The 20340-nt window shown below is 59.0% G+C and carries 15 protein-coding genes, 1 pseudogene and 1 CRISPR repeat array; of the genes and pseudogenes, 5 read left to right on the top strand and 11 right to left on the bottom strand.

Features of this window, described 5'->3' with window-relative positions:
- Nucleotides 1-17: 17 nt before the first annotated feature.
- A CRISPR array of direct repeats spans nt 18-2997; the repeat unit is 30 nt; unit sequence GCTTCAACCCCACGAGGGTACGTCTGAAAC.
- Nucleotides 2998-3098: 101 nt separating this feature from the next.
- Genes cas2 through cas6 form a run of 8 tightly spaced genes read right to left on the bottom strand, consistent with a single transcriptional unit; the run spans nt 3099 to nt 12466 of the window.
- A complete protein-coding gene (cas2, locus tag HALNA_RS02005) occupies nt 3099-3359 on the bottom strand; it encodes a CRISPR-associated endonuclease Cas2 (RefSeq protein ID WP_049934655.1) in 261 nt (86 codons plus the stop codon).
- On the bottom strand, nt 3360-4352 hold the full coding sequence (gene cas1b / locus HALNA_RS02000; RefSeq protein WP_049934653.1) for a type I-B CRISPR-associated endonuclease Cas1b: 993 nt from the start codon (nt 4350-4352) through the stop codon (nt 3360-3362). It abuts the gene before it with no gap.
- A 2-nt stretch (nt 4353-4354) separates the two neighbouring features.
- Entirely contained in the window at nt 4355-4900 is a 546-nt protein-coding gene (gene cas4 / locus HALNA_RS01995; RefSeq protein ID WP_049934652.1) for a CRISPR-associated protein Cas4, read from the bottom strand.
- A complete protein-coding gene (locus tag HALNA_RS01990) occupies nt 4897-7584 on the bottom strand; it encodes a CRISPR-associated endonuclease Cas3'' (protein WP_049934651.1) in 2688 nt (895 codons plus the stop codon). Before HALNA_RS01990 ends, cas4 begins: the two co-directional genes overlap by 4 nt.
- A 19-nt stretch (nt 7585-7603) precedes the next feature.
- Entirely contained in the window at nt 7604-8395 is a 792-nt protein-coding gene (gene cas5b / locus HALNA_RS01985) for a type I-B CRISPR-associated protein Cas5b (RefSeq protein WP_049934650.1), read from the bottom strand.
- Nucleotides 8395-9516, bottom strand: coding sequence for a type I-B CRISPR-associated protein Cas7/Csh2 (gene cas7b / locus HALNA_RS01980; RefSeq protein WP_049934648.1), 1122 nt, complete (start codon nt 9514-9516; stop codon nt 8395-8397). The genes cas5b and cas7b overlap by 1 nt, the downstream gene beginning before the upstream one ends.
- The gene (cas8b, locus tag HALNA_RS01975) at nt 9513-11663 is read right to left on the bottom strand and encodes a type I-B CRISPR-associated protein Cas8b/Csh1 (RefSeq protein ID WP_049934646.1); all 2151 of its coding nucleotides are present in this window, start codon (nt 11661-11663) and stop codon (nt 9513-9515) included. The genes cas7b and cas8b overlap by 4 nt, the downstream gene beginning before the upstream one ends.
- Nucleotides 11660-12466 carry a CRISPR-associated endoribonuclease Cas6 gene (gene cas6, locus HALNA_RS01970; protein ID WP_084509862.1) on the bottom strand — a complete coding sequence of 269 codons (807 nt, stop codon included), beginning with the start codon at nt 12464-12466 and terminating at the stop codon, nt 11660-11662. Before cas6 ends, cas8b begins: the two co-directional genes overlap by 4 nt.
- 429 nt (nt 12467-12895) lie before the next feature.
- Between cas6 and HALNA_RS01965 the strand changes: the two are divergent.
- The 3 genes and pseudogenes from HALNA_RS01965 to HALNA_RS19680 form a co-directional block, all read left to right on the top strand.
- Nucleotides 12896-13397: pseudogene (locus HALNA_RS01965) on the top strand (hypothetical protein); the annotation flags it as partial.
- Nucleotides 13398-13589: 192 nt separating this feature from the next.
- On the top strand, nt 13590-14360 hold the full coding sequence (locus HALNA_RS01960) for a ParA family protein (RefSeq protein WP_049934641.1): 771 nt from the start codon (nt 13590-13592) through the stop codon (nt 14358-14360).
- Entirely contained in the window at nt 14357-14827 is a 471-nt protein-coding gene (locus tag HALNA_RS19680; protein WP_157573405.1) for a hypothetical protein, read from the top strand. Before HALNA_RS01960 ends, HALNA_RS19680 begins: the two co-directional genes overlap by 4 nt.
- A 23-nt stretch (nt 14828-14850) precedes the next feature.
- Here the strand turns inward: HALNA_RS19680 and HALNA_RS01955 are convergent, their stop codons facing one another.
- On the bottom strand, nt 14851-15153 hold the full coding sequence (locus HALNA_RS01955; RefSeq protein ID WP_157573404.1) for a helix-turn-helix domain-containing protein: 303 nt from the start codon (nt 15151-15153) through the stop codon (nt 14851-14853).
- 1127 nt (nt 15154-16280) lie between these two features.
- On the opposite strand from HALNA_RS01955, the gene HALNA_RS01950 reads away from it, so the two are divergent.
- Nucleotides 16281-17660 carry a Cdc6/Cdc18 family protein gene (locus tag HALNA_RS01950; protein ID WP_049934638.1) on the top strand — a complete coding sequence of 460 codons (1380 nt, stop codon included), beginning with the start codon at nt 16281-16283 and terminating at the stop codon, nt 17658-17660.
- 337 nt (nt 17661-17997) lie between these two features.
- Here the strand turns inward: HALNA_RS01950 and HALNA_RS01945 are convergent, their stop codons facing one another.
- Nucleotides 17998-18294: a hypothetical protein gene (locus HALNA_RS01945; RefSeq protein WP_049934636.1), complete on the bottom strand. Its 297-nt coding sequence runs from the start codon at nt 18292-18294 to the stop codon at nt 17998-18000.
- Between the two features lie 173 nt (nt 18295-18467).
- Between HALNA_RS01945 and HALNA_RS01940 the strand changes: the two genes are divergently transcribed.
- On the top strand, nt 18468-19067 hold the full coding sequence (locus HALNA_RS01940; protein WP_245575980.1) for a hypothetical protein: 600 nt from the start codon (nt 18468-18470) through the stop codon (nt 19065-19067).
- 43 nt (nt 19068-19110) lie between these two features.
- Here the strand turns inward: HALNA_RS01940 and HALNA_RS01935 are convergent, their stop codons facing one another.
- Entirely contained in the window at nt 19111-19938 is an 828-nt protein-coding gene (locus tag HALNA_RS01935; RefSeq protein WP_049934635.1) for a CPBP family intramembrane glutamic endopeptidase, read from the bottom strand.
- Between the last annotated feature and the right edge of the window lie 402 nt (nt 19939-20340).

Raw genomic sequence — 20340 nt, 5'->3', positions numbered from 1 at the left:
GCCGCCGACAGCCTATAGCTTCAACCCCACGAGGGTACGTCTGAAACCGCTTCGGCGGCGAGACGTACACCAACCGGGAGGCGCTTCAACCCCACGAGGGTACGTCTGAAACCACCCGACCACGGCGACGGGGTCCCGTGGGGCGAGGCACGCTTCAACCCCACGAGGGTACGTCTGAAACACGACGTTCGCCCGACTGTTAGCGTCGGCGAGGTGCTTCAACCCCACGAGGGTACGTCTGAAACGTCGCCCGGGGGAGCCCACACCGCCGACACTTCTTGCTTCAACCCCACGAGGGTACGTCTGAAACTGTGGGTCATATTGTTGTCGTCACACCACTCAAGGCTTCAACCCCACGAGGGTACGTCTGAAACGTCGACAAGGTGGGGTGGCTGTGACTCGGATCGACGCTTCAACCCCACGAGGGTACGTCTGAAACCCAACATGGCAGACCCAGACGACATCCTAGACCTGCCGCTTCAACCCCACGAGGGTACGTCTGAAACATCCGCGTACTTCGACACGGCCACCGTGGCGAGGCTTCAACCCCACGAGGGTACGTCTGAAACTCGACGGTTGTCTTCTCCTCGCTCCCGTCGGAGGCGCTTCAACCCCACGAGGGTACGTCTGAAACGAGCGCGGTGAGTCGGAGGCCGTCGACGCTCTCCTCGCTTCAACCCCACGAGGGTACGTCTGAAACGCTTCGAGGTACTGTAGGGCTTCGCGAGCGTGACGCCGCTTCAACCCCACGAGGGTACGTCTGAAACGACCGAACACCACAGCCGCCGCGGGAGCCACCGGCAGCTTCAACCCCACGAGGGTACGTCTGAAACCGCGACGCCCGGGCGCCAGCACACCGGCCGTGGGTGGCTTCAACCCCACGAGGGTACGTCTGAAACGGGGAGCAGATAGACGGTCCGTTGTTGGAGTAGCGCTTCAACCCCACGAGGGTACGTCTGAAACGCCGTCGAAGGCGACGGCGGCGACCATCCCCTTGCGGCTTCAACCCCACGAGGGTACGTCTGAAACGACGACTCGGTCTCGATGTCGGAGGCCCACTGCTCGCTTCAACCCCACGAGGGTACGTCTGAAACGCAGCGCGTCGCCGAGAAAACTATCGTCCACGATTGGCTTCAACCCCACGAGGGTACGTCTGAAACGCGGGCGCCCGGGCGTCCACGCGTACCCCCTCTGAACGCTTCAACCCCACGAGGGTACGTCTGAAACACCTCCCGCACCGAGGGTATCGACGCCCGCGCGACCGCTTCAACCCCACGAGGGTACGTCTGAAACACGGGCGACCTGAGCATCACGGGCACACTCACCGCTTCAACCCCACGAGGGTACGTCTGAAACTCCGAACAGACGACGTGATACCGACTGCCACCAGTGAGCTTCAACCCCACGAGGGTACGTCTGAAACCGCCGTCTGCGGATTCGAGGGCGTCGGCAGCCCGGTTGCTTCAACCCCACGAGGGTACGTCTGAAACGCACGCCGACGTCGAGATCGTCGTGGGCGTCGGCGTCGCTTCAACCCCACGAGGGTACGTCTGAAACGCCCCGTCAGCGACGCCCAGTTGCCCTTCGACCAGCCGCTTCAACCCCACGAGGGTACGTCTGAAACACACTCACGCTTGACGGCCGCGTCGACGACTGGTGGCTTCAACCCCACGAGGGTACGTCTGAAACCGCGCCAGCCTCGGCGTTCACTACGTCGGACTGGCTTCAACCCCACGAGGGTACGTCTGAAACGCCGTGTGATGCAGCGAGACGATGATGCTTTGGAGGCTTCAACCCCACGAGGGTACGTCTGAAACTCGGTTGTGCTAAGTCCACGGTCATCAGGTGGATGGCTTCAACCCCACGAGGGTACGTCTGAAACCTGATCGTCGTCGACGGCGTCGCCACAGTACGGACAGCTTCAACCCCACGAGGGTACGTCTGAAACCGGCACTCAGAAGATCGACGCAACTCTCAACGACGGGCTTCAACCCCACGAGGGTACGTCTGAAACGAGCCGGTTCCATTCCGCCCATGTGAGTTCGACGGGGCTTCAACCCCACGAGGGTACGTCTGAAACGTGGGCAACAGATGCGGACTGTGTATTCGTCGCCTGCTTCAACCCCACGAGGGTACGTCTGAAACGCGACGCCCGGGCGCCAGCACACCGGGCGGGGGTGGCTTCAACCCCACGAGGGTACGTCTGAAACTCGTCTACTCCGCGGACAACCGCAAGACCGTTGGGTGGCTTCAACCCCACGAGGGTACGTCTGAAACGTCTTCGACGGCCCAGTCGTAGATCGGGTAGACGTGCTTCAACCCCACGAGGGTACGTCTGAAACCACGGCTTGGAGTCGGCAGGTGTCCTCAACGGGGAGCTTCAACCCCACGAGGGTACGTCTGAAACTTCCAGACTTGGTCCGGGAGCTCGGGCATACACCGCGCTTCAACCCCACGAGGGTACGTCTGAAACTCCAGTATCGCGGCGGATGGCGGCCCGCTCGTCACGCTTCAACCCCACGAGGGTACGTCTGAAACCTCGCTCGGCGTTGGCTCGTCACCGACCTGGTCGGCGCTTCAACCCCACGAGGGTACGTCTGAAACGCCGATCCAACCGCCCGTCACCGCCACCACGCGCTTCAACCCCACGAGGGTACGTCTGAAACTCGTCTCGGTCCGGTGCAGCACGTTCATGCGTTTGTCGCTTCAACCCCACGAGGGTACGTCTGAAACTACGACGACTACACGGACTGGATGGTCGAGGGGTCGCTTCAACCCCACGAGGGTACGTCTGAAACGTATCGCTCGACGGACAGGGCAACGTGACGGTCGCCGCTTCAACCCCACGAGGGTACGTCTGAAACCGGCGCCGACCCCGTCGACCGCGCCCTGTCCGAGGGCTTCAACCCCACGAGGGTACGTCTGAAACAACTTCCAGCGCCCAATCGACGCGACCGTCGACGGGACGCTTCAACCCCACGAGGGTACGTCTGAAACCATAGTGGTTTTGCCCACCATATCACCTCTACCAGTGGTATACACTTCATCATTTCCGTCGACCCGCAATCCCCCCAAACCCCCCGGGGGGTCGACATCAGCTAGAGGAACCGACTATTTTCGGTCGGGTCGTCCCCGTACACGGTACGGTTCAATAGCCGGTCCGAAGAGAGTTCGTAGACCATGACTGATTCTCCCTCCTGAAGGAGATCTTCAATCTCCCCCTTCAGTGTCGCTAGATCTCCCTCCGAGATTTCCCCTTCCAGTACCGAGTTCTGGACGTGAACAAGATATCGGCGACAGAGCTTCAGCATCAGGTGGGTCCTGTCAGCCTCCATGTCGTAGACGACGATGACGTACATCTACCACCACCGCTTGAACGAATCATAGGATTCGCCGGTTAACAAGTGCTTTTTGAGCTTGTATACCTCCAAGCGAAGCAGATACTGATAGCTCACCTTCCGGTTCAGCGTCGGGTGCTCGACTGTTCGCTCGAGTGTCTCCTCAAACTCCTTCAGAAACGTCGTTCGCCCTTCCTCGTTAAGTAGACAGGAGCCAACCTCGTCTCGGAAATCGTCTCGGCTGATCTGCTTACGGTTGACCAGTCTGAACAGCAGCCGATCCGTTAATACTGGTTTGAACAGGTCAGCAATATCCAGCGAAAGGGAGTAGCGCCGTTCTCCCGGCTCGTGGAGATAGCTGATGGTCGGGTCAAGTGCGGTAGCACGGATTGCGGAGACACAGTTTGCGTACACCATACTGTTCCCGAACGAAATGAGCGCGTTCACCGGATTCGGTGGTGGATTGTACTCTCGGCCGTCGAACGCGAACGAGTCGGGAAGAACCGCCTCGAACGTCTGGTAGTACGCTCTCCGGGCCGTCGCTTCCACACCCATAAGCTCGGAGATATCGCTAGCGTCGTCGATACGCGCAGTCGCGTTGTCCAACTCCTCGATTACGCCCCCGAGCTCGTACTCCCGACTGTTGTAGTACGTGACGTTCGTCCGCATATTGTGGATACTCCCACGGACGAACGAGGCAGCGAGAGACTGCCGTTGCTCGGGATCGTCGTACGCCCGGACCTGCTCGACGACAGTTCGACCGCTCGTCTGGCCGCGTTCGGGCATCAGTGACCCTGCATAGCGATCGTTCCATCCGAAGACATGGACAGCAACGCCGTGGTCATTGAGAAACGACATCAGCCGCGTGTTGTAGTCGATCTGTCCGTGTAGGTAGATCGCCTCAGCGTGTTCGACGGGGATATGTTTTTTCTCGCCATCATCGGTCTCCAGCCGAACTGTATCCTCGCTCCGTTCGATGCGGCCGTCCGAAAAGATGTGGTAGTTCTTGTCCATAATCAGACCCAACAGAAGTCGTGATAGGCACACGACTCGCAGTACGGTTTCTCAGTGGCTTCCGGCGGGCTATCCGCGGTCACGATCGCGTGAATCCCTCGGATTGCCGACTCGACTTTGTCGCATCGGTCGTCGTCGAGGGAAACGTCCTCACGTCGACGCTCAGTCGGGTGTGCCAACACGCCCTCACGTTCGACGCCTAATACCCGGTCGAAGTACCAGAGGTAGTACGAGAGCTGCATTCGCGCTGGCTCTGTCAACGTCGATGAGGGTTTCACCTCCACCACCCGACCGTCTTCAAGTAGGTCGAGAGCGATCATCCCGAGTCGAAGGTTCTCCTGTGAACGTTCGCCGTAGGAGGACTCATCGACGCGAGTCCCTCGGGCAACGCTTGCGTTCTCCCGGTCGATTTCGATGTTCCGGCTCTCGAACCAGAGTTCGCGTTCACAGACGTAGTAGTACTGCATCATCACGCCAGTGACGCGAAACGGGTTGTCGACGGCGTCGCCCTGTGCCGTGGCCACCAGCCGAGAGACGGGATCGCTCACAGTAGACGTGCCTCCACGCTCGTGTCAGGGATGACGACGCCGTCGGTGGCGTCGAAGTAGCCGTTATGCCGACCCGGGCGCCCGTCGAGCACCAGCCGGTCGGTGTCGGGGAACAGCGGCTCGCATGCAGCGAGCTTCTCCATCGTGTCGTCGTCGCCGGGGTAGACGGGAACGGAGACCTGCCAGTCCCCGGTCGACTCGACGAGGTCGTCCAGATCGTCCCACCGGTACTCGTCGAACGCTCGCCGGATCTCTTTGACGGTCTCGCGCTCATCGGCCGTTCTCGTCACGATCACGTCGACGGCGGGCCGCTCGTCGATGAGCGAGAGTCGCCCGAGCTGTTCGGCTTCTGCTCGCTCGAGGTACTCCACATACTCGTCGGCACCGACGTCACGCCCATCGAGGAGGTCGAAGTAGTGTTCGACGGCGTTTCGAGTAACGTCTGGCTCGGGCATCGGTTCACCGTCGTAGACCGTTGCCAGCGCTTGGCCAGTCAATTTGGTGAGACTCTCTCCTCGACCGTAGACCGCGCTTGCGGGCGTTGTCTCGCGGTTCGGCGGCGGCGCGAGCTGCCAGACCGTTACGCGCCCACGGTTGCGGTCGTATGACCGGTTACATCGACCCGCAGCCTGCACGAGGCTGTCCATCGGCGCGAAATCACGGATAACCTCGTCGAAGCTCACGTCGACGCCCGCCTCGACCAGCTGGGTGGAGACGAACAACACTGGTTCACCCGCTTCTGCGAGGTCGGACGCCACGTCGATGAGGTGACGTCGGTCACACGGACGGTGGCGTGTCGTGAGGTGAACCAACAGCGGCTGCCCCGGTCGTCGTCGACGGACTGCATCGGCAAGCGTCCGCTCGGAGCGTATCGATTTGGTTGATCGGTCCGCGGCGGTGAGCAGTTCGTCGTACACCTCGTTGACGTCCAGCGGTGCCGTTCTGTCGTCCACCGACTCGGCGAGCTCGCGTGCGCTGTCGATTGTGTTGCAGATCGCCAACACCGATTTACGATCGTCGGCCCGGGTCGCGACGAGGTCGCCGGCTCGGTCGTAGGAGAGTGCTGCTGACTCCGCGTCGTCGTTCATCTCACCCTCTGTCTCGTTCTGCCCGGGAAGCATCGCGACCGCGGACGGGTGAAGCACGAAGTCGAGCCGGTCCAGCTCGGCGTAGTACGGATCGGGGTCCGAGACGAGAGAGAACGGCTCTCGGTCGCCGGCAGAGAGGAGTTCGGGCTGTGTGGCTGTCATAGCAATCACCGACGCGCGGTACTCCTCGGTCAACAGTTCGACCAGTCGGTCCACGAGCGGCCACCACTCAAGCGGCAGCGCCTGTGGCTCGTCGAGAACCACCACGCTCCCGTACAGCGAGGGGAGCTTCATCGAGCGGGCGTTCGTCGGCCCGGCGAGACTCTCGAACAGCTGGACGAACGTTGTCACGACCATCCCCGACCGCCAGCTCTCGCCGAGGAGGGCGGCGACGTTCTCGACGGCGTCGTCGGCGACTGATTCGGGCTCGTCCGGCGGCGAGACGAGGGTATCCGCAAGGTGGTGGTCGACGGTAAGCCGTTCGCCTCTCTCGCCGGTCCCGAACAGTTCGCGGCTCTGTTCAGCCACCTGATCGATAATGGACGTGTACGGCAGTGCATAGACGAGGCGCCCCTCGTTTGGGTTCGACGCAATCTCACTCCCCTTGAGCACTGTTATGGCGGCGTCCAGTCCCGTGAGTGTCTTTCCCATCCCTGTGGGGAGCGTCAGCGTCGCGACGTTCCGATCGTCGTCGACGAACTCTTTGGCGCGAGCGTGAACCTCCTGTCGAGCGTCCTCGCGCCGCTCGTTCATCTGTTCCGTGCGCGGGTCCAGCTCTGTCTCAGCATTCTCAGTCTGGAGTTCGTCGATGTACGCGTCGATTTCTAGCCGCCTAGGGGTCGGCGACCGGTAGGCCTCCCGGCCGATTTCGATTCCGGTCGATAGGTACGTCGCGCTCGCCTTGTCGGCGAAGACGAGCGCACTCCAGACCTGTAGCACTGACTCGTAGAAGCCAGGAGGAAGCTTCTCTGGCTCCGGAGACAGGGTTAACCCTCCACAGGCGTGTTCGGCGATCGTTCGGTACTTCCCAGCCTGTTCTCCTTCGGAGACATATTCGAGAAACGCTGCCCAAGATCCTGAGTTGTTGGTCGCTTGCTCGAGAACCGATTCGGCGAGTGCTGGAACTTCCTCGTTAATCTTTTTTGCCTGTTGGCAGGCGTCGCGTCGGAAGAGCCGCTTGAGAGGGGACTGGGCGCTATCTGCGGCCGCCTGCGAGACATATGGAGCAACGTCTGGAAGTTGGCCATGGTGTTTAGCGACTGCGAGAAAGCCAATGAGTGGATCCGCCCCGTCGAACCCGCGCGCCTCTAGCGCGTAGTGGGCGAGCAACGCCGATATCGGGGCATGATGCTTCGGCCCGTCCGGCTGCGCGTCATCCGAAAGGAGATGCTCGCGGAACCAAGAAGTTAGCTTCCCGAAGTCGTGAACTTGTGCCACAACTCCTGCCAACTCAGCAAGCGAGTTCCCTGCTGGCGTCTCGGCGTCGTCAGGGACGAGCCATCCGACCCGCTCGCGGACGTCGTCGAGATGTTCTTCGAGTGGGATCCGTTCCCCGTCCGGTCCGATATGTGACGGTCGGTCGGTGAACTCGACCATGACTACGCCCCCTCGCGGCTCACGAGAACATCACCCGTCGGCCGTCGACCTCGTGGGTCTTGACATCATGTACTCGGAGTGGCTCCGCTCCAGTTGCGTACGCAATCGACTGGAACGCCGTCGTCGTCCGACCACCTTCGTCGGCCGTCATAAACGCCGGTGAGCGTTCGACTTTGACCTCCGTTTCAGGAGTGAGCTCGACGCTATCGACGGCTTCGAGCACCGCCGAATCGACATCGGTAGTCTCGCGCTCGTGTGGCGTTACCTCGAACTCGCCGAGATACGTGACCTCTGCAAGATGCTCCGAAAGGCCGAGACTCGGCGGGTAGTAGGACGTCCCATCGCGGAGTCGGTCCTGCAGTCGGTTTCGGAGATCGTCGTTCGCGAGCTGAAGGTCGACACGGTAGGCCGGTTCGACCAGTACCTCGTAGTTGTGTTGCTGGCGGAGCTCCGACGGGTCCGGCATCGAGATCCGTGCATGCCCGCGGCTGGGCATCGTCGTCATGTGCTCTTTGGCCGTCGAGAGCGTGTTCATCGGCATATTGATCGCTCGGAGCTCGTCGATCGGCTCCACCGCGACAGCCGACACGTTCTGGCTGAACGCCTCGTAGTAGCTGTCCCGGTCCAACCCAAGCATCGCGGCGACGAGACCGGCGACGGTCGTCCGGGGAATGATCCGATACGTCTGTTTGACGATGTTCCCCTCGACCCGTCGGAAGTGCCCCCACTCCCCGCGGAGTTCGAATGAGAGACACGTCTCTGGGAGCCCGTCGTCCTCGTCAGTCCTGCCTTCGAGTGACTCTTGGGCCATCACTCGGGCATTGTCGCGGCAGCCTCGTCGTAGACGTCGACGACCTCGACCGTCTCGTCGTCGACAGCCTCACGGAGCACGTCGTAGAACCCGTGCTCACTGGGCTTGTCGCCCGCAGTGTAGACCTCATCGCCGACGGTCACGTCGAGCACGTCGCTGGCAACGACACGAACGCGGGCGATACGGTCGGCGTGGCGGCCCAACCGGGAGACGAGCTCAGTCCCGTCGAGCGTGAACTCTCGGACGTTCCGGAGTTCGTCCACAGGGGCCGAGCTCTCTTCATCGATGTCAAGATCGCGAGTGAGCCCACCGAGGTGGAAGCTCTCGTCCTCGTACTCCACACGGAGGTAGAGTCGTGGCTCTTGGCCGACCTTGCTCCGGCTGATGGTCTGATTCTTGATCGCGCGCCACGGGAGGGTGTCGAGACGCTCGACATCCGCCTCAGAGAGTTTCGTGTCAGCGGCACCATTCTCGTCGACCAATCCGTGAAACGCGATGAAGCCGTACTGAATACGGTGGTCGTCGAGGTCGAACCCACCCTGCTCTTTCCCTTCACCGGTCGCGATGACGCTCGTGAGACTGTTGTACTCCTCGTTCTCGGTTACAGGGTGGAGCGTCTTCGCGGGCGAGAACTGGACCGGCCCGGTGAAGTGGTCCGGGAGGTAGTCCTCGAACCCCTCGTAGCTCCCCTTCATGTCGACGCTCATCGTCGCGCCGAAATACCGCACGTCGGCGCTGGCGTCAAGGAACGTGCCGAATACTTCTTCGCGGAGTTCGGCCGCCTCATCGTCATCCAGATCGCTGAGGTCCCAGTCGTCGGGATCTAGTTCGCGCATCCGGTCGGCGAGCAGGTCTTCACGCGAGGACTGCTTGCCCGCCTCGTTTTTGACGTTCCGCACGTAGACGCCGTGGCCGTCGTCGTCTAGCTGGTCGCGGAGGTAGCGCTTCAGCCGGACGTCGGTCACGATCGCCTGCTGGGTCTCGGGATCGATTCGCGGCCGGTTCGCCCCGCTCAGGGGGTTCCCGTTCGGGTTGGCGTCGACGGCGTCGTAGCAGAAGACGATCTCGGATCGGTTCGTTACTGGGTCGTAGCTGTCGTCGGCGTATGTGTCGTCGGTCATGCTTCTTCCTCCTCGGTTGCGGGCTGGCCATCGGCCTGTTCGTCGTCGTTGCTCGCCCAGTTGTTCATCCCGTAGGCAACCCCGAGCGAGTAGTAGAATCGAAGGTCCGTTGTGTCGAGTTCCCAGTCGCCGTCGATATCGATCTGGGGGAGTGTCGTCACCAGCCGATCGACAACCTCGCTGTACATCGTCCCCGCCATATTGTTCTCCCGAGAGTAGACGATGTTCTTGTCGAGCACGTCGCTGGCAAGGCGCTTCAGCTTCGACTCTGTGACGGCCTTGATCGGGTACTGGTCGATTAGCGTCGTCGAGCGCCCCTCACTGACTTGCTGGTAGCCGGTTACTTGACCGACCAGTGCGCCGAGGAGGAAACTGCCACGCCGCTCGGGCTGATCCTCCGCGAGCGCTGGCGTCTGTTCAAGGAACTGTTCGAGCTTCGTCTCCCGAGCCGCAGCGACGTTCCCGCCGTCAGCTCGGGCTGGTGTGTCCTGTTGCATATCGTCTGTATGGTTGTGTGTCAACTGCCGCGGCTCTGCAACCGGTTTGTACGCGTCGCGTCCGGTGAGAAGCCCCGCTTCGGCGAGCGCACAGAGCTGTGCGTACTGTGCGGAGACACGGAAGCTCGGGAACTCCTCGCCCTCGTCCTCGAGCAGTCGTTCCACGTACTCTGTGAGGACCGTCTCGACATCAAGCGGTTCGCCCGAGAGCACAGCCACGAGCGCGCGGATCCGGTAGTCGTCGGCGCTGGCGTCATCGTCGTCGGCCGGCGCGAACGTCTGTTCGAAGTACCACCCAGTCGCGAGGGTGCCTAAGAGAGCGTGTTCGCTAGGTACGAAGATGTCCCAACTCTCTGGTGCTGGAAATGCTGGCCTGAGTTCGGGGGTGTCCCGTTCAGCGTCGCCATGAACGTCGAACAGCGGCGACTCCAGAACGTCGATATGGCTACCGATTAACTCCACGGGAGACATCAGTGATCCGTCGAGTGTATCGCCGAACACGTCGAATCGCTTCGTCTGGTGCTCCATCACGGCCGCGACGTAGAAGCGGAACCGCTCTCCGTACTCCTGTAGCGCCGGATCATTCTGGAACTGTTGATAGACGTGCTGAATCGGGGTCATATCCTGCTCCCGTACGACGGCATAGAGCATCCGATAGAGCTCTCGGGCCTCTGTCGGCTGTAATCGCCCGAAGAAGTACGGGAGGTAGTAGACGTTCGCTCCCATAGTGTAGTAGTCGCAGGCGTCGACGAACGTGCGCGCGTTCATCAGCGTCACGGCGACGTCTTCCGAGACTGGGTGCGTCCGCCACGCCTCGTCTGGATCGAACCCGGGGAACTTCTCGAGCTGCTTGCCGAGGAAGTAGTTCAGCGGATCCTCAGCTGTCCCGACAGTCGGGCCTCGATTGCCGGTGACGAGATCGGTTGCCTCACCGATGGAGTTCGTGGCCTCTCCCTTCGAGACGAGCTTCGATCGCTTGCGCGCTCGCATTGCTTCGTTGAACACCGAACTCGCCTCACCCGGGAGGAGATACTCACCGTCAGAATCGAGTTTGACTGCGACAGTCGTGAGCGCCGTGGTCTTCCCGTCGAGCTGTTCGTCGACGGCCGTCTCGATGCGTTCTCTAAGCCCCTCACTCTCGCCGAGTGCAGCGAGCGCGTCGACGATCCATCCGTCTTCGTGATCGGCGACAGCCTCTTGAATCACGTCGTCGGCCGCCCACGCGGTGAGCCGTTCGTGGAGATACTCCGCGACCTTCTCTGGCTCTTTGTTCTTGCCCGTTCGGTGGGTGACACTGTGGTCGAACCCTTTTGCGGCGTTAAACCACGAGTGGGCGACAGCCTCGACTTTCTCCTCACCGTAGCTCTCGACACCGATCGGTTGCTCGGGGTCGAGGCGGGGCTTGTTCCCACTCAGATCGATGCGGAGATAGAGTAGGCTCTCCGGTTCATCGAACAGGTCCGTGGATTTCTCCGGCGTCAGGTAGGCCGCGTACTCGCCACCCCCCGCGGTCGCAAGCGTGTACAGACGGCCGTAGACGTACTGGAGGTCGCGGAGTGAGGTGATCGGTCGATCAGGTAGCTCGCTTGCTAGCTTCTCGTCGTCGCTGTAACGCTTCTCGAACGTCGACGGCTCGGGGAGCAGGCTCATCCGTGGACCTCCGCCGCGGGTTCGCCGTACGGGTTGCGCTTCTCGACCAGGTTACAGAATCCCAGCCCCAGCGCGTTTCGTTCCCCGAGCCCGCAGTCCAGTGCGAGGTTGAGGTGGCGTCGATGGTCATCGTCTCTGACGGTGTAGTTGAACTGCCACTTCGAGAGCACGAAGGTTAGCTCCTGGTCTGCGGTTACCTGAATCGGGACGGCGAACGTCTTCAGTAGCTCGTATCCCTCGAAGAGATCGCCCGCAGTGTCGCTTGGGCCCGGAAGGTATTCCGGGCTGAACAGATCGTGTTTCTGGTCGAGATTCGCCTCGAGCTGCTCTCGCAGTGGCTCGATTGTATGTTCTGGCTGCCAATACACCGCCTCTTCGCCGGGGTTCTCAATTCCATAATCGTCACAACGCCATGGTGGGATGCGCACGAGGAGTCCAGTGCCAGTCTCGATCGTCCCGCTGCTCCCTGGTTCGCCGACATCCGGTGACAGTGACGTGAGTTCGTCGATATGGAACGGCATCTGGCCGATATTGAGCTCGCGATCGGCGGTCAGGTCTTCTGCAACATCGGCCAGTAGTTGCTCTTGGGGGGCTGAAATCAGCAGAGTTCGCTCGTCCCCTTCCTGCATATCTCCCGGCGGGAAGGGGTTACTGTAATTGAATCCCGGTGGGCGGTTTTCGTCATGATTCTGTTCGTACTCCGTACCCTGCAACGCTCGCCAGATCCGACCTCGGAGCTTGTGATGATACGCGTTGTCGTATGCGGCATCAGCGCGCGCGTGTAGCCGTGCTAGTAGTCTCACAGTGTTATGTCGATTTGGATACCGTTCCTATGTAATTATTCTTTTCTCCTGATGAGAAGTACATGCCAGAACCCACCTCACCGAAGTTCATCTGAAACTTGTGACGGTGTTGGCACCATACTGGTAACTTCAACCGCAGTTGCGTTCATCTGATACGAAGTGGATGCCTTGTCTAACCACAACCATCATGAGTGCTGGACGTGTACTCACCTATCGCAGTAGTTTCGGTGCAGTGCTTGCATACCTAGGGTCTGGAGTAGATATCAGGAATATCTACTCTCCTGAGGCAAGCATCATATTATTGGCTTCATCAACAGCCTATTTCCTCGGTGTCGACTTAATTTTTTCTACCAATATGGAAGGCTTTGGGTACCAGCACACTCCTGCTTCAACCTCACAAAGGCACGTCTAAAATGCGGTCTCGATTATGAGACGCCGGCGCTCATCAATCTCTATACGCTCTTGTCTGATGTGCAACGCAACGCTGGGGAGCTCCGGCAGGACGTGCGTGAGGTACTGCGCGGGCGGTTCCAACATAACCAGCCGGTCCACAGCCTATGGCTCTGTCCAACGGACGAGTCGACGCAATCGCTCGCTGAAGGATGACGATGAGGTCTTGGACATCCTCGAGGATGCGGGGATCCCTCGTGAGCGGATTCTGGCCGTCGATCGTGAGAAGGTCGATGACGCCCTGGACGTGACCGGTCTCTCCGAATCGGCTGTCTATGAGATCGAGGAGAGCGAGTACGTTCGGAAAGCCGACGTCGACCAGGAGCGCAAAGAGACGCGACTGCAGGGACTGAAGGATCAGTTGGCGCTGAGCGACGATCCCAACGCCGAGGAGCTTCGTCAGGAAGTCGACGAGCTTGAGCAGCGCATTGAGGAATTGACCGAGTTCAAACCCGGAAGTGAGGTCGGGTCGCGGTCATAATGCGTATACGAACTGTTTTTCTGGATCCGGATTAACCAACGAATCGGGCGAGAACGGCAGTGTGTTGGTTAATCGTCTTGCTCAGAAGACGTGCAGAGTCTAAGTTCGTAGATAATATGCAATGCAGTAAATGATATCATTGATGTCGTTGAGTGAGCATAGTTTATATGACCTCATTGAATTCATTGAGATATGTCCACATCAACGAAACACGTCGCAGTGTCGAACCAGAAGGGTGGAGTCGGTAAAACCATGGTTGCCATCAATCTCGCGGGTGCACTTAACCAGCGAGGCCATACCGTCCTCTTCGTCGACGTCGACCCACAAGGAAACGCCACTGAAGGGCTTGGTCTCTCCGAGGTCTATGAAGAGCCAGAACCGAACCTCCGATCAGTGCTCGTCTCACAGGACACAGCGTTACCCGAGATTATCGAGACACATCCCGAGATGGATCTCGTCCCTTCAAATATCGATCTGTTCAAAGGCGAAGCTGAACTCGTCACCGAGATGCAGGGCCGCAAACGTCTCCAGCGGGCCGTCGCCGACGTCGACGGAGGCTACGACTTCGTCATTTATGACTGTCCCCCTTCACTCCTCGTCTTGACTGACAGCGCTCTCCTTGCTGCACAGAACGTTCTCATTCCCGCCCTTGCAGAATCTACGTCAACCCGCGCTCTCGATATTCTCTTTGATCAAATCGACACGCTCGAGGCCGAGTATGAGACATCGATCACCGAGCAGGCGATCGTTGCGAACCGCGTCGAACCCGATGGCGAAGCCAAAGAGATGATGACGTGGTTTCAGGAAACCTTTGAGCCGGGGCTACCCGTCTTCGAGATACGGAAGCGTGTCGTCCTCAAGCGGGCGTGGAGTAATGGAGTCTCAGTGTTCGAGCACACCGAAGACTGCGATATGGAAGCCGAGTTCGACCAGCTCGCTGCTCACCTGGAGGACGCCCTATGACTGACGATAAGAAGACGGATCGACAGAACCGTATGAGTGAACGCTTCGGTAGCAGAGCCGAGCAGAGTGAGTCCGTAGAGGATGAAGAGACAGACACTGAGGAGGTACCCAACGACGACAATGAAGTCAATGACGTAAATGACATCAATGACATCAATGAGGCAGCTGAATCAGGCAAATCTACAACGCCCTCAACGACATCAAAGACGTCATCTACCTCAACGACATCATCTGATTCAAAGACCGTTCGTGAGACGAAGGCACGGACGTTCTACCTTGGAACGGATCGTTTGAAGCGGTTAGATCGGCTCTACAAAGAGATGTCGTTAGAGTACGAGATCGAATTTGAAGAGGATCTCCCGAAAAATGATGCGTTCTACGGTGCAGTAATCGACGCCGTCTGTAACCGGACGACAATAGAAGAGGAGCTCGGATTGGCTGACGACGCGGAAGAAGAATCGACGTAGCCACGATCCAGCGGGGTGACCGCCTATTCGTCGACGACAGTCCCAGTATCGCTCTCGATTGTCACGTGTCCAGCCCCGACGGCGTTGATCGCGCTGTTCAACTCGAAAATCTCCTGTGTGACCGGGCTGTCGAGATTGAGTTGATAGCGTTTCCCGTTAGCGACAGCTTGGACGATCCCATGTTCGAGGAGCGTACCGAGATGTGCACGGACCGTGTGGCGACTTACACCTGCTGCTTCAGCCAGTTCGCTCTTCGTGAATTCACGGTCCGAGGCCGATAGTAGGGTATCGATGATGAGGTGAAGGCCCTCGGAGCTATTCTTCATGAGATACAGCCAGCCGCTCGGATGTTCGTAGCGGAGCTCTTTCGTACTCAGCTCTTGTGAAGCACATTGTTGATGGAGAGCTGTCTTGCGATTTCATCGTGAATTGAGCGAGACGAGCACTAGGTCGTTGGGCGGTCAGACAGTCAGTCTCTGTCACGGCTTCCCTGTGGAGAACTGTATCAACAATCACCTACGGAAGAGCGTAGTGAATAAGCCGGTGTCGACGAAGAAGCAAAAGCACTCGGCGATAGAGGTCGGATCAGCTGGCGGCCGGTGAGAATAGGCGCGGTCCGGGACCAACATCACGAACCTCAAGCAACATAGCGAGATGAGACTGCAACAGTAACGACCTCGCTTGCCGGACAACACCCCCACCCCGGATTTCAAATGAAATCGGTTCCAGAGGAAGGGGTGGGTTGGTTCGGAAGGGAACTCGGTTGACTGCCTGAGAAAGACAATTGTGCGGTAGCGAGTTTGTGTTGCACGAAATTCAGGTTTTAGATTTCGTGTGGAAACCAGCTTACTTTTCGCGCCATTATATATTTTACTATAACGGTAAAGTAGTAGTAGTAGTGAAGCTGTGAAAGACGCAGTTTCGAGAGCTAGAACAGCTACCGATCACAGCTCGATGAATCCTAGATGCTTGTTTATATACTCTCTACTAGAACAGCTACTCTGTTCCTCCTCGACGACTTACTTACAATGCTTCTCGAATGCCTACGAGAGCAGCACCATATTTCGAATGACTTCCCATTTACAGAGCCTCTATCCCGTGATTATCCGACTTTCGTGGTACTGTTCTCTCTCACGCATTGGCTATACGGGGCTTCTACTCTTTGGAGAATTCATTTGAAATCCGGGGTGGGGGTGTACGTACCACTCTAACCGAACCAGACGATACCAAGATTTCATCTGAAATTCGGTGTGGGGTCGGGTAGTTTCTCCGTTTAATCTGTCCACACGAGAAAATCATCCGAAATGCGGTGTTACGCAAACGTGTTCTCAGTGCTGATCGCCGAACTTGGTTCGAGAACGAACCAGAGGAATGAGGCCGGTATTCGGCCAAATCCGAGCGACCAATGGGACCGAGGGAAAGAACTAAGTCGAATTCATTTGAAATCCGGTGTATGGCTTCAAGCGAGGAGCAGACGAATACACTCGGCGATTATGCTGCCGAACACGGGGCCGTTGCCTACTCTCGCTCCAAGTCTCGCGATGATCCGCTTTCTGTCCTCGACGAGGAAGATCCGATTTTTGCCAATGAAGATCTGCTCCGTATCGACCACATCCCGGACCACGACAAAATCGTCGGTCGAAACGACCAGATCGAGACCGTTGCTCGGCGATTCAAACCGACGATCGACGGTGGCTCCGGGAAGGGCACACTCCTTCTGGGCAAGTCCGGCTCCGGAAAAACACTCGTCACTCGGTACGTCAGTCGTGAAGTCGAAGAACGAGGCGCAAGCAATGACGTTCGCATTGGCCGTGCAATCATCGACTGTGCCCAACGCCGTTCGGAGGTCCAGACGATTATCCATCTCTCGAAGAGCTTGAATGACTCTGACAAAACGGGCGTGGAGATTCCACAGTCGGGCATCGCGACGGGAGCCTACTACGATCGTTTGTGGACGGTTATCGACGAGTTATACGACGCCGTTATCGTCGTTCTTGACGAAATCGACCGTCTCGCACCCCCTGACGACGCCCAAAATGTCCCTCCTGAGGAGGCTGATGATAGCAAACTCCTGATGCAGTTGTCCCGGGCTGGTGAGGAGAATGATGTTGAGGCCAGCATTACAGTCGTCGGTATCAGTAACGACCTCAAATACGGCGACCGGCTGGACACTCGTGTTGAGAGCTCGTTCGCTCCGGACGAGATCGTGTTCCCAGCGTACGATGCAACCCAACTCGGCGACATTCTGAACCGACGTTGCGACGCCTATCATGACGGTGTCCTCTCGGACGACGTCATCCCGCTGTGTTCGGCGTTTTCTGCACAGGAGCATGGTGATGCACGACGCGCGATCGACCTCTTTCGGCTCGCCGGCGAAATCGCTCGTGACGACGATGCGGACCACGTCCGCGAAGAACACGTCCGCGCTGCCAACGATGATGCCGAAGTGACACGGATTCAGGATCTGATCCGCGGGTGTCCGACGCAGGCGAAGGTTGCAATTGCCGCGCTCGCCGCGATGGACGAATACACGAACCAGTCTCAGTTCAAAGCAACCGAAATGTATCAAGTGTATCGCGAATTCGCCGACGCGATTGATATGAATGTCCTCGGGCAGAAGCGGATCACCGATCAGCTTCGAGAGTATGAGACGCTGAAAATCATCGATATGACCCGAACGAGTGACGGATATCGAGAAGGAACATACCTTCAGCTCTCACTGTTGGACGAGGCGAGTCTCTTGCTTCAATCGATCGGCCTCGATGATCGATGCTCAGAGATTCCTATAGATTCCCGAATGCGCCAACGGCTCATCGATATTGTCGGCCGCTAGATCTGGACGGCCGGTGTTCCTCTCGATTGCCCCGTTCGATCACTGGTGCTACCTTCCGGACTACCTCGAGTCGCTCGCCGTTCCGTTCATAGCCTGCTTAACCAACACAACCGCCTATTGTCTCTATCTGTTGGTTAATACCAGACCACGTTTCCAGTGAACACCCCTCGTTACGAGTGAGTTCCCAACCACAGACAGCGACACGGTGCAAGGCATCGGTCGCCCAGTCACCGAAGTATCCTACCTTTCTACAGCGAGAGAGTCCCGTCGTTCACGACGGGCGTGAACCGCGTAAACTCGGTTACAGTACCGCTATGTTACTTTGTGTATCGGCCACTCAACGACGGGTCGTCTCAGCAGTCGCTACCAGCTCATCGATGAATGCAGCGAACAGCGAGTCAGGATCACGGTCAGGGTCGGTCGGCGGTTCCTTCCAGAATTCGACGTCGAACGCCTGCGCTGTCGTTGCCGATCCTTCTGTGGCGATCCGCATGAGAATCGCCTGCTGATAGATCACAATCGTTCGCTGGTCGTCGAGGTCGAGATATTCGATCCCAGCTGCCGCAAGCGCTGAGCGGAGATCGATGGGCTCGCCCAACGCATAGTGCTCCACCGGCGTATCGTCGCCCGTCATAGCGGTCACTACCGCCCGTCGGTACAAGTATGTCCGTTCCTCGTGTTCGCGTGCAGTTCTAGAGTGCGGTTCGTCATCGATAGCGATCACGGCTACAATCTCTCCATCTCCTGCTATCTCATTGCTCTCCTCGTCCCCCGAGGAGTTACACGAGTGGCAACGGAACGACGACTATGGACCAGACACCGGAAGCATTCCGCGCTGCGCTGTCGTCGGGTGATACCGCGCGCGTGAATCGTTCCATCGACGAGGTCGAGGACATGGACCTCGAGGAGCGAGCCGTGCTGTTCAACGACTGCTTCGAGCTGTGTCGTGATCTGTACGAGGGCGATGACGGCTATCAACGGCAGTCCGTGATTCGGTTTGCGGCCGCGCTGTACCCACGACTTGCGATTCGGACAGTCGGGGCCGACATCACCGATAACGCGTTGCCTGGCGAGTGGACACTCGACGACATTGCGACGCATCGCCGCCAGCTGCGAGCGCTCTATGTGGAGGCACTCGTCGACGACGACGGACGAGTGCGACGAGCCGCCGCCAAGGCGCTCAAAGACTTAGCGTTGTCTGCCGAGATGATCGGGGCAGACGATGAACTCCAGACGATGGTCGATGAGTTAGAGGCGCTTGCAGCGAAGCATGACGACGCCCCACAGAAACACATCGAAGAGGCCTACGAGAACGTCGCTTTTCACGCAGAGAAGCCCTGCGGTATCTACCGAATTTCAGGAACCGGTGGCGTGGTTGATGCTATCGCAAGACCGTCGTTCTGTTAACCAACACTGGCAGCCATTCCACTCTACTGTTGGTTAAGACAGTTCAGTCGGGTTCTTGGCCCGAGTCGGTGATGGGATACGCGTAGCCGTGGAGTCCAACCGTTGTTGCCACTCGCACCCGCGTCGTCTCACCCGGTTCGACGTCGGCGACGTGGAGTGTTTCGTCAGCCGGTGTGTACGCCCGATACAGGCCATGACGATCCGGTTGTGGGCTCCGGTCGTCGACTGTCACGGTGTATTCTTCGCCTGGTGAGAACGAATGCTGCCAGCGCCGCCACCACTTCTCGCTGGCTTCCAGCGCTATCGCAACCAGATTGTTGCCTGCATGCACCAGGATCGCCAGCCACCAGAGCCCTATCAGCCACAGATACAGGCTCAACAATCCGCTGACGAACACCGGGAGGGTTCCCCGGCGGTAGCGGCGTGGATTTCGGGTATGGAGGAACGCCCACAGGACTGACCCAGCGACCAACAGTGGGAGTTGAGCGACGCCCAAGGTTACCGCCAGCAGGTATGGGCCGCCGCGAAACGTGAGTTCCTCGACCACCGGCGCGATCACGACGGCGCGGACGCCTCGCTGTGTTGTTCGACGCCACCACTTGCGTTCCCAGTCGAGTCGGTCCTTGAGATCCGCAACCGTGTACGTCTCCGTCTCTCTCAAGTCGTCTTGGTGATCGCTGTGAAGGAACGAGTACCAGCCGAATGTATGCGTTCCAGTAATCTTGACAATCCAGTATTGGATCCGGCGGATGACGCGTTCAAGAACAAGCCCCGTGACAGTGAGTACGGCCCACGCTGCAAGGAGCCGTGCTGGGTAGACGACCTGTGTTCCTGTTATGGTCGGAGCCGAAATGCTCGGTCCGAATCCCATATCCAACATAGCGCCATCGGACCTGATAAATACAGTGAGTGGACGCCCTCGAAAGCCCTCGGCATCCCGCGACCGCGCGAGACTGCGTCTCGCTGGCCCTCGTTCGCTGCGCTCACGAGAACGCCGCTGCGCGTCTCGCTCCTTCGTCGCTCGGTGCTTGCGGGGTCGGGGGACGACCGAGTCGTCCTCGCCCTTTCTGAGTCCACCAGGAGATCAGCTGGTTCCTCGAGTGTCGGAATCGGTTAGCTAGGTGGGTCGTCGCGGCCCGCCCCGCTCGCCGCTGCCGCCCTCCGCGTCGCTCGCGACCGACCATTCCGGGCGTGCGGGCGCTCTCCGCACCGCCCGCGCCCGTTCCGGGCTAAAGTGCATCTGGTCTCGACGCCAGCATTAAGCGCGTTTTCG

It is taken from the genome of Haloplanus natans DSM 17983, from assembly GCF_000427685.1.
Taxonomy (GTDB): Archaea; Halobacteriota; Halobacteria; order Halobacteriales; family Haloferacaceae; genus Haloplanus; species Haloplanus natans.
The sequence above is the reverse complement of the archived record's forward strand: the minus strand, read 5'-3'. Positions and strand labels throughout refer to the sequence as shown.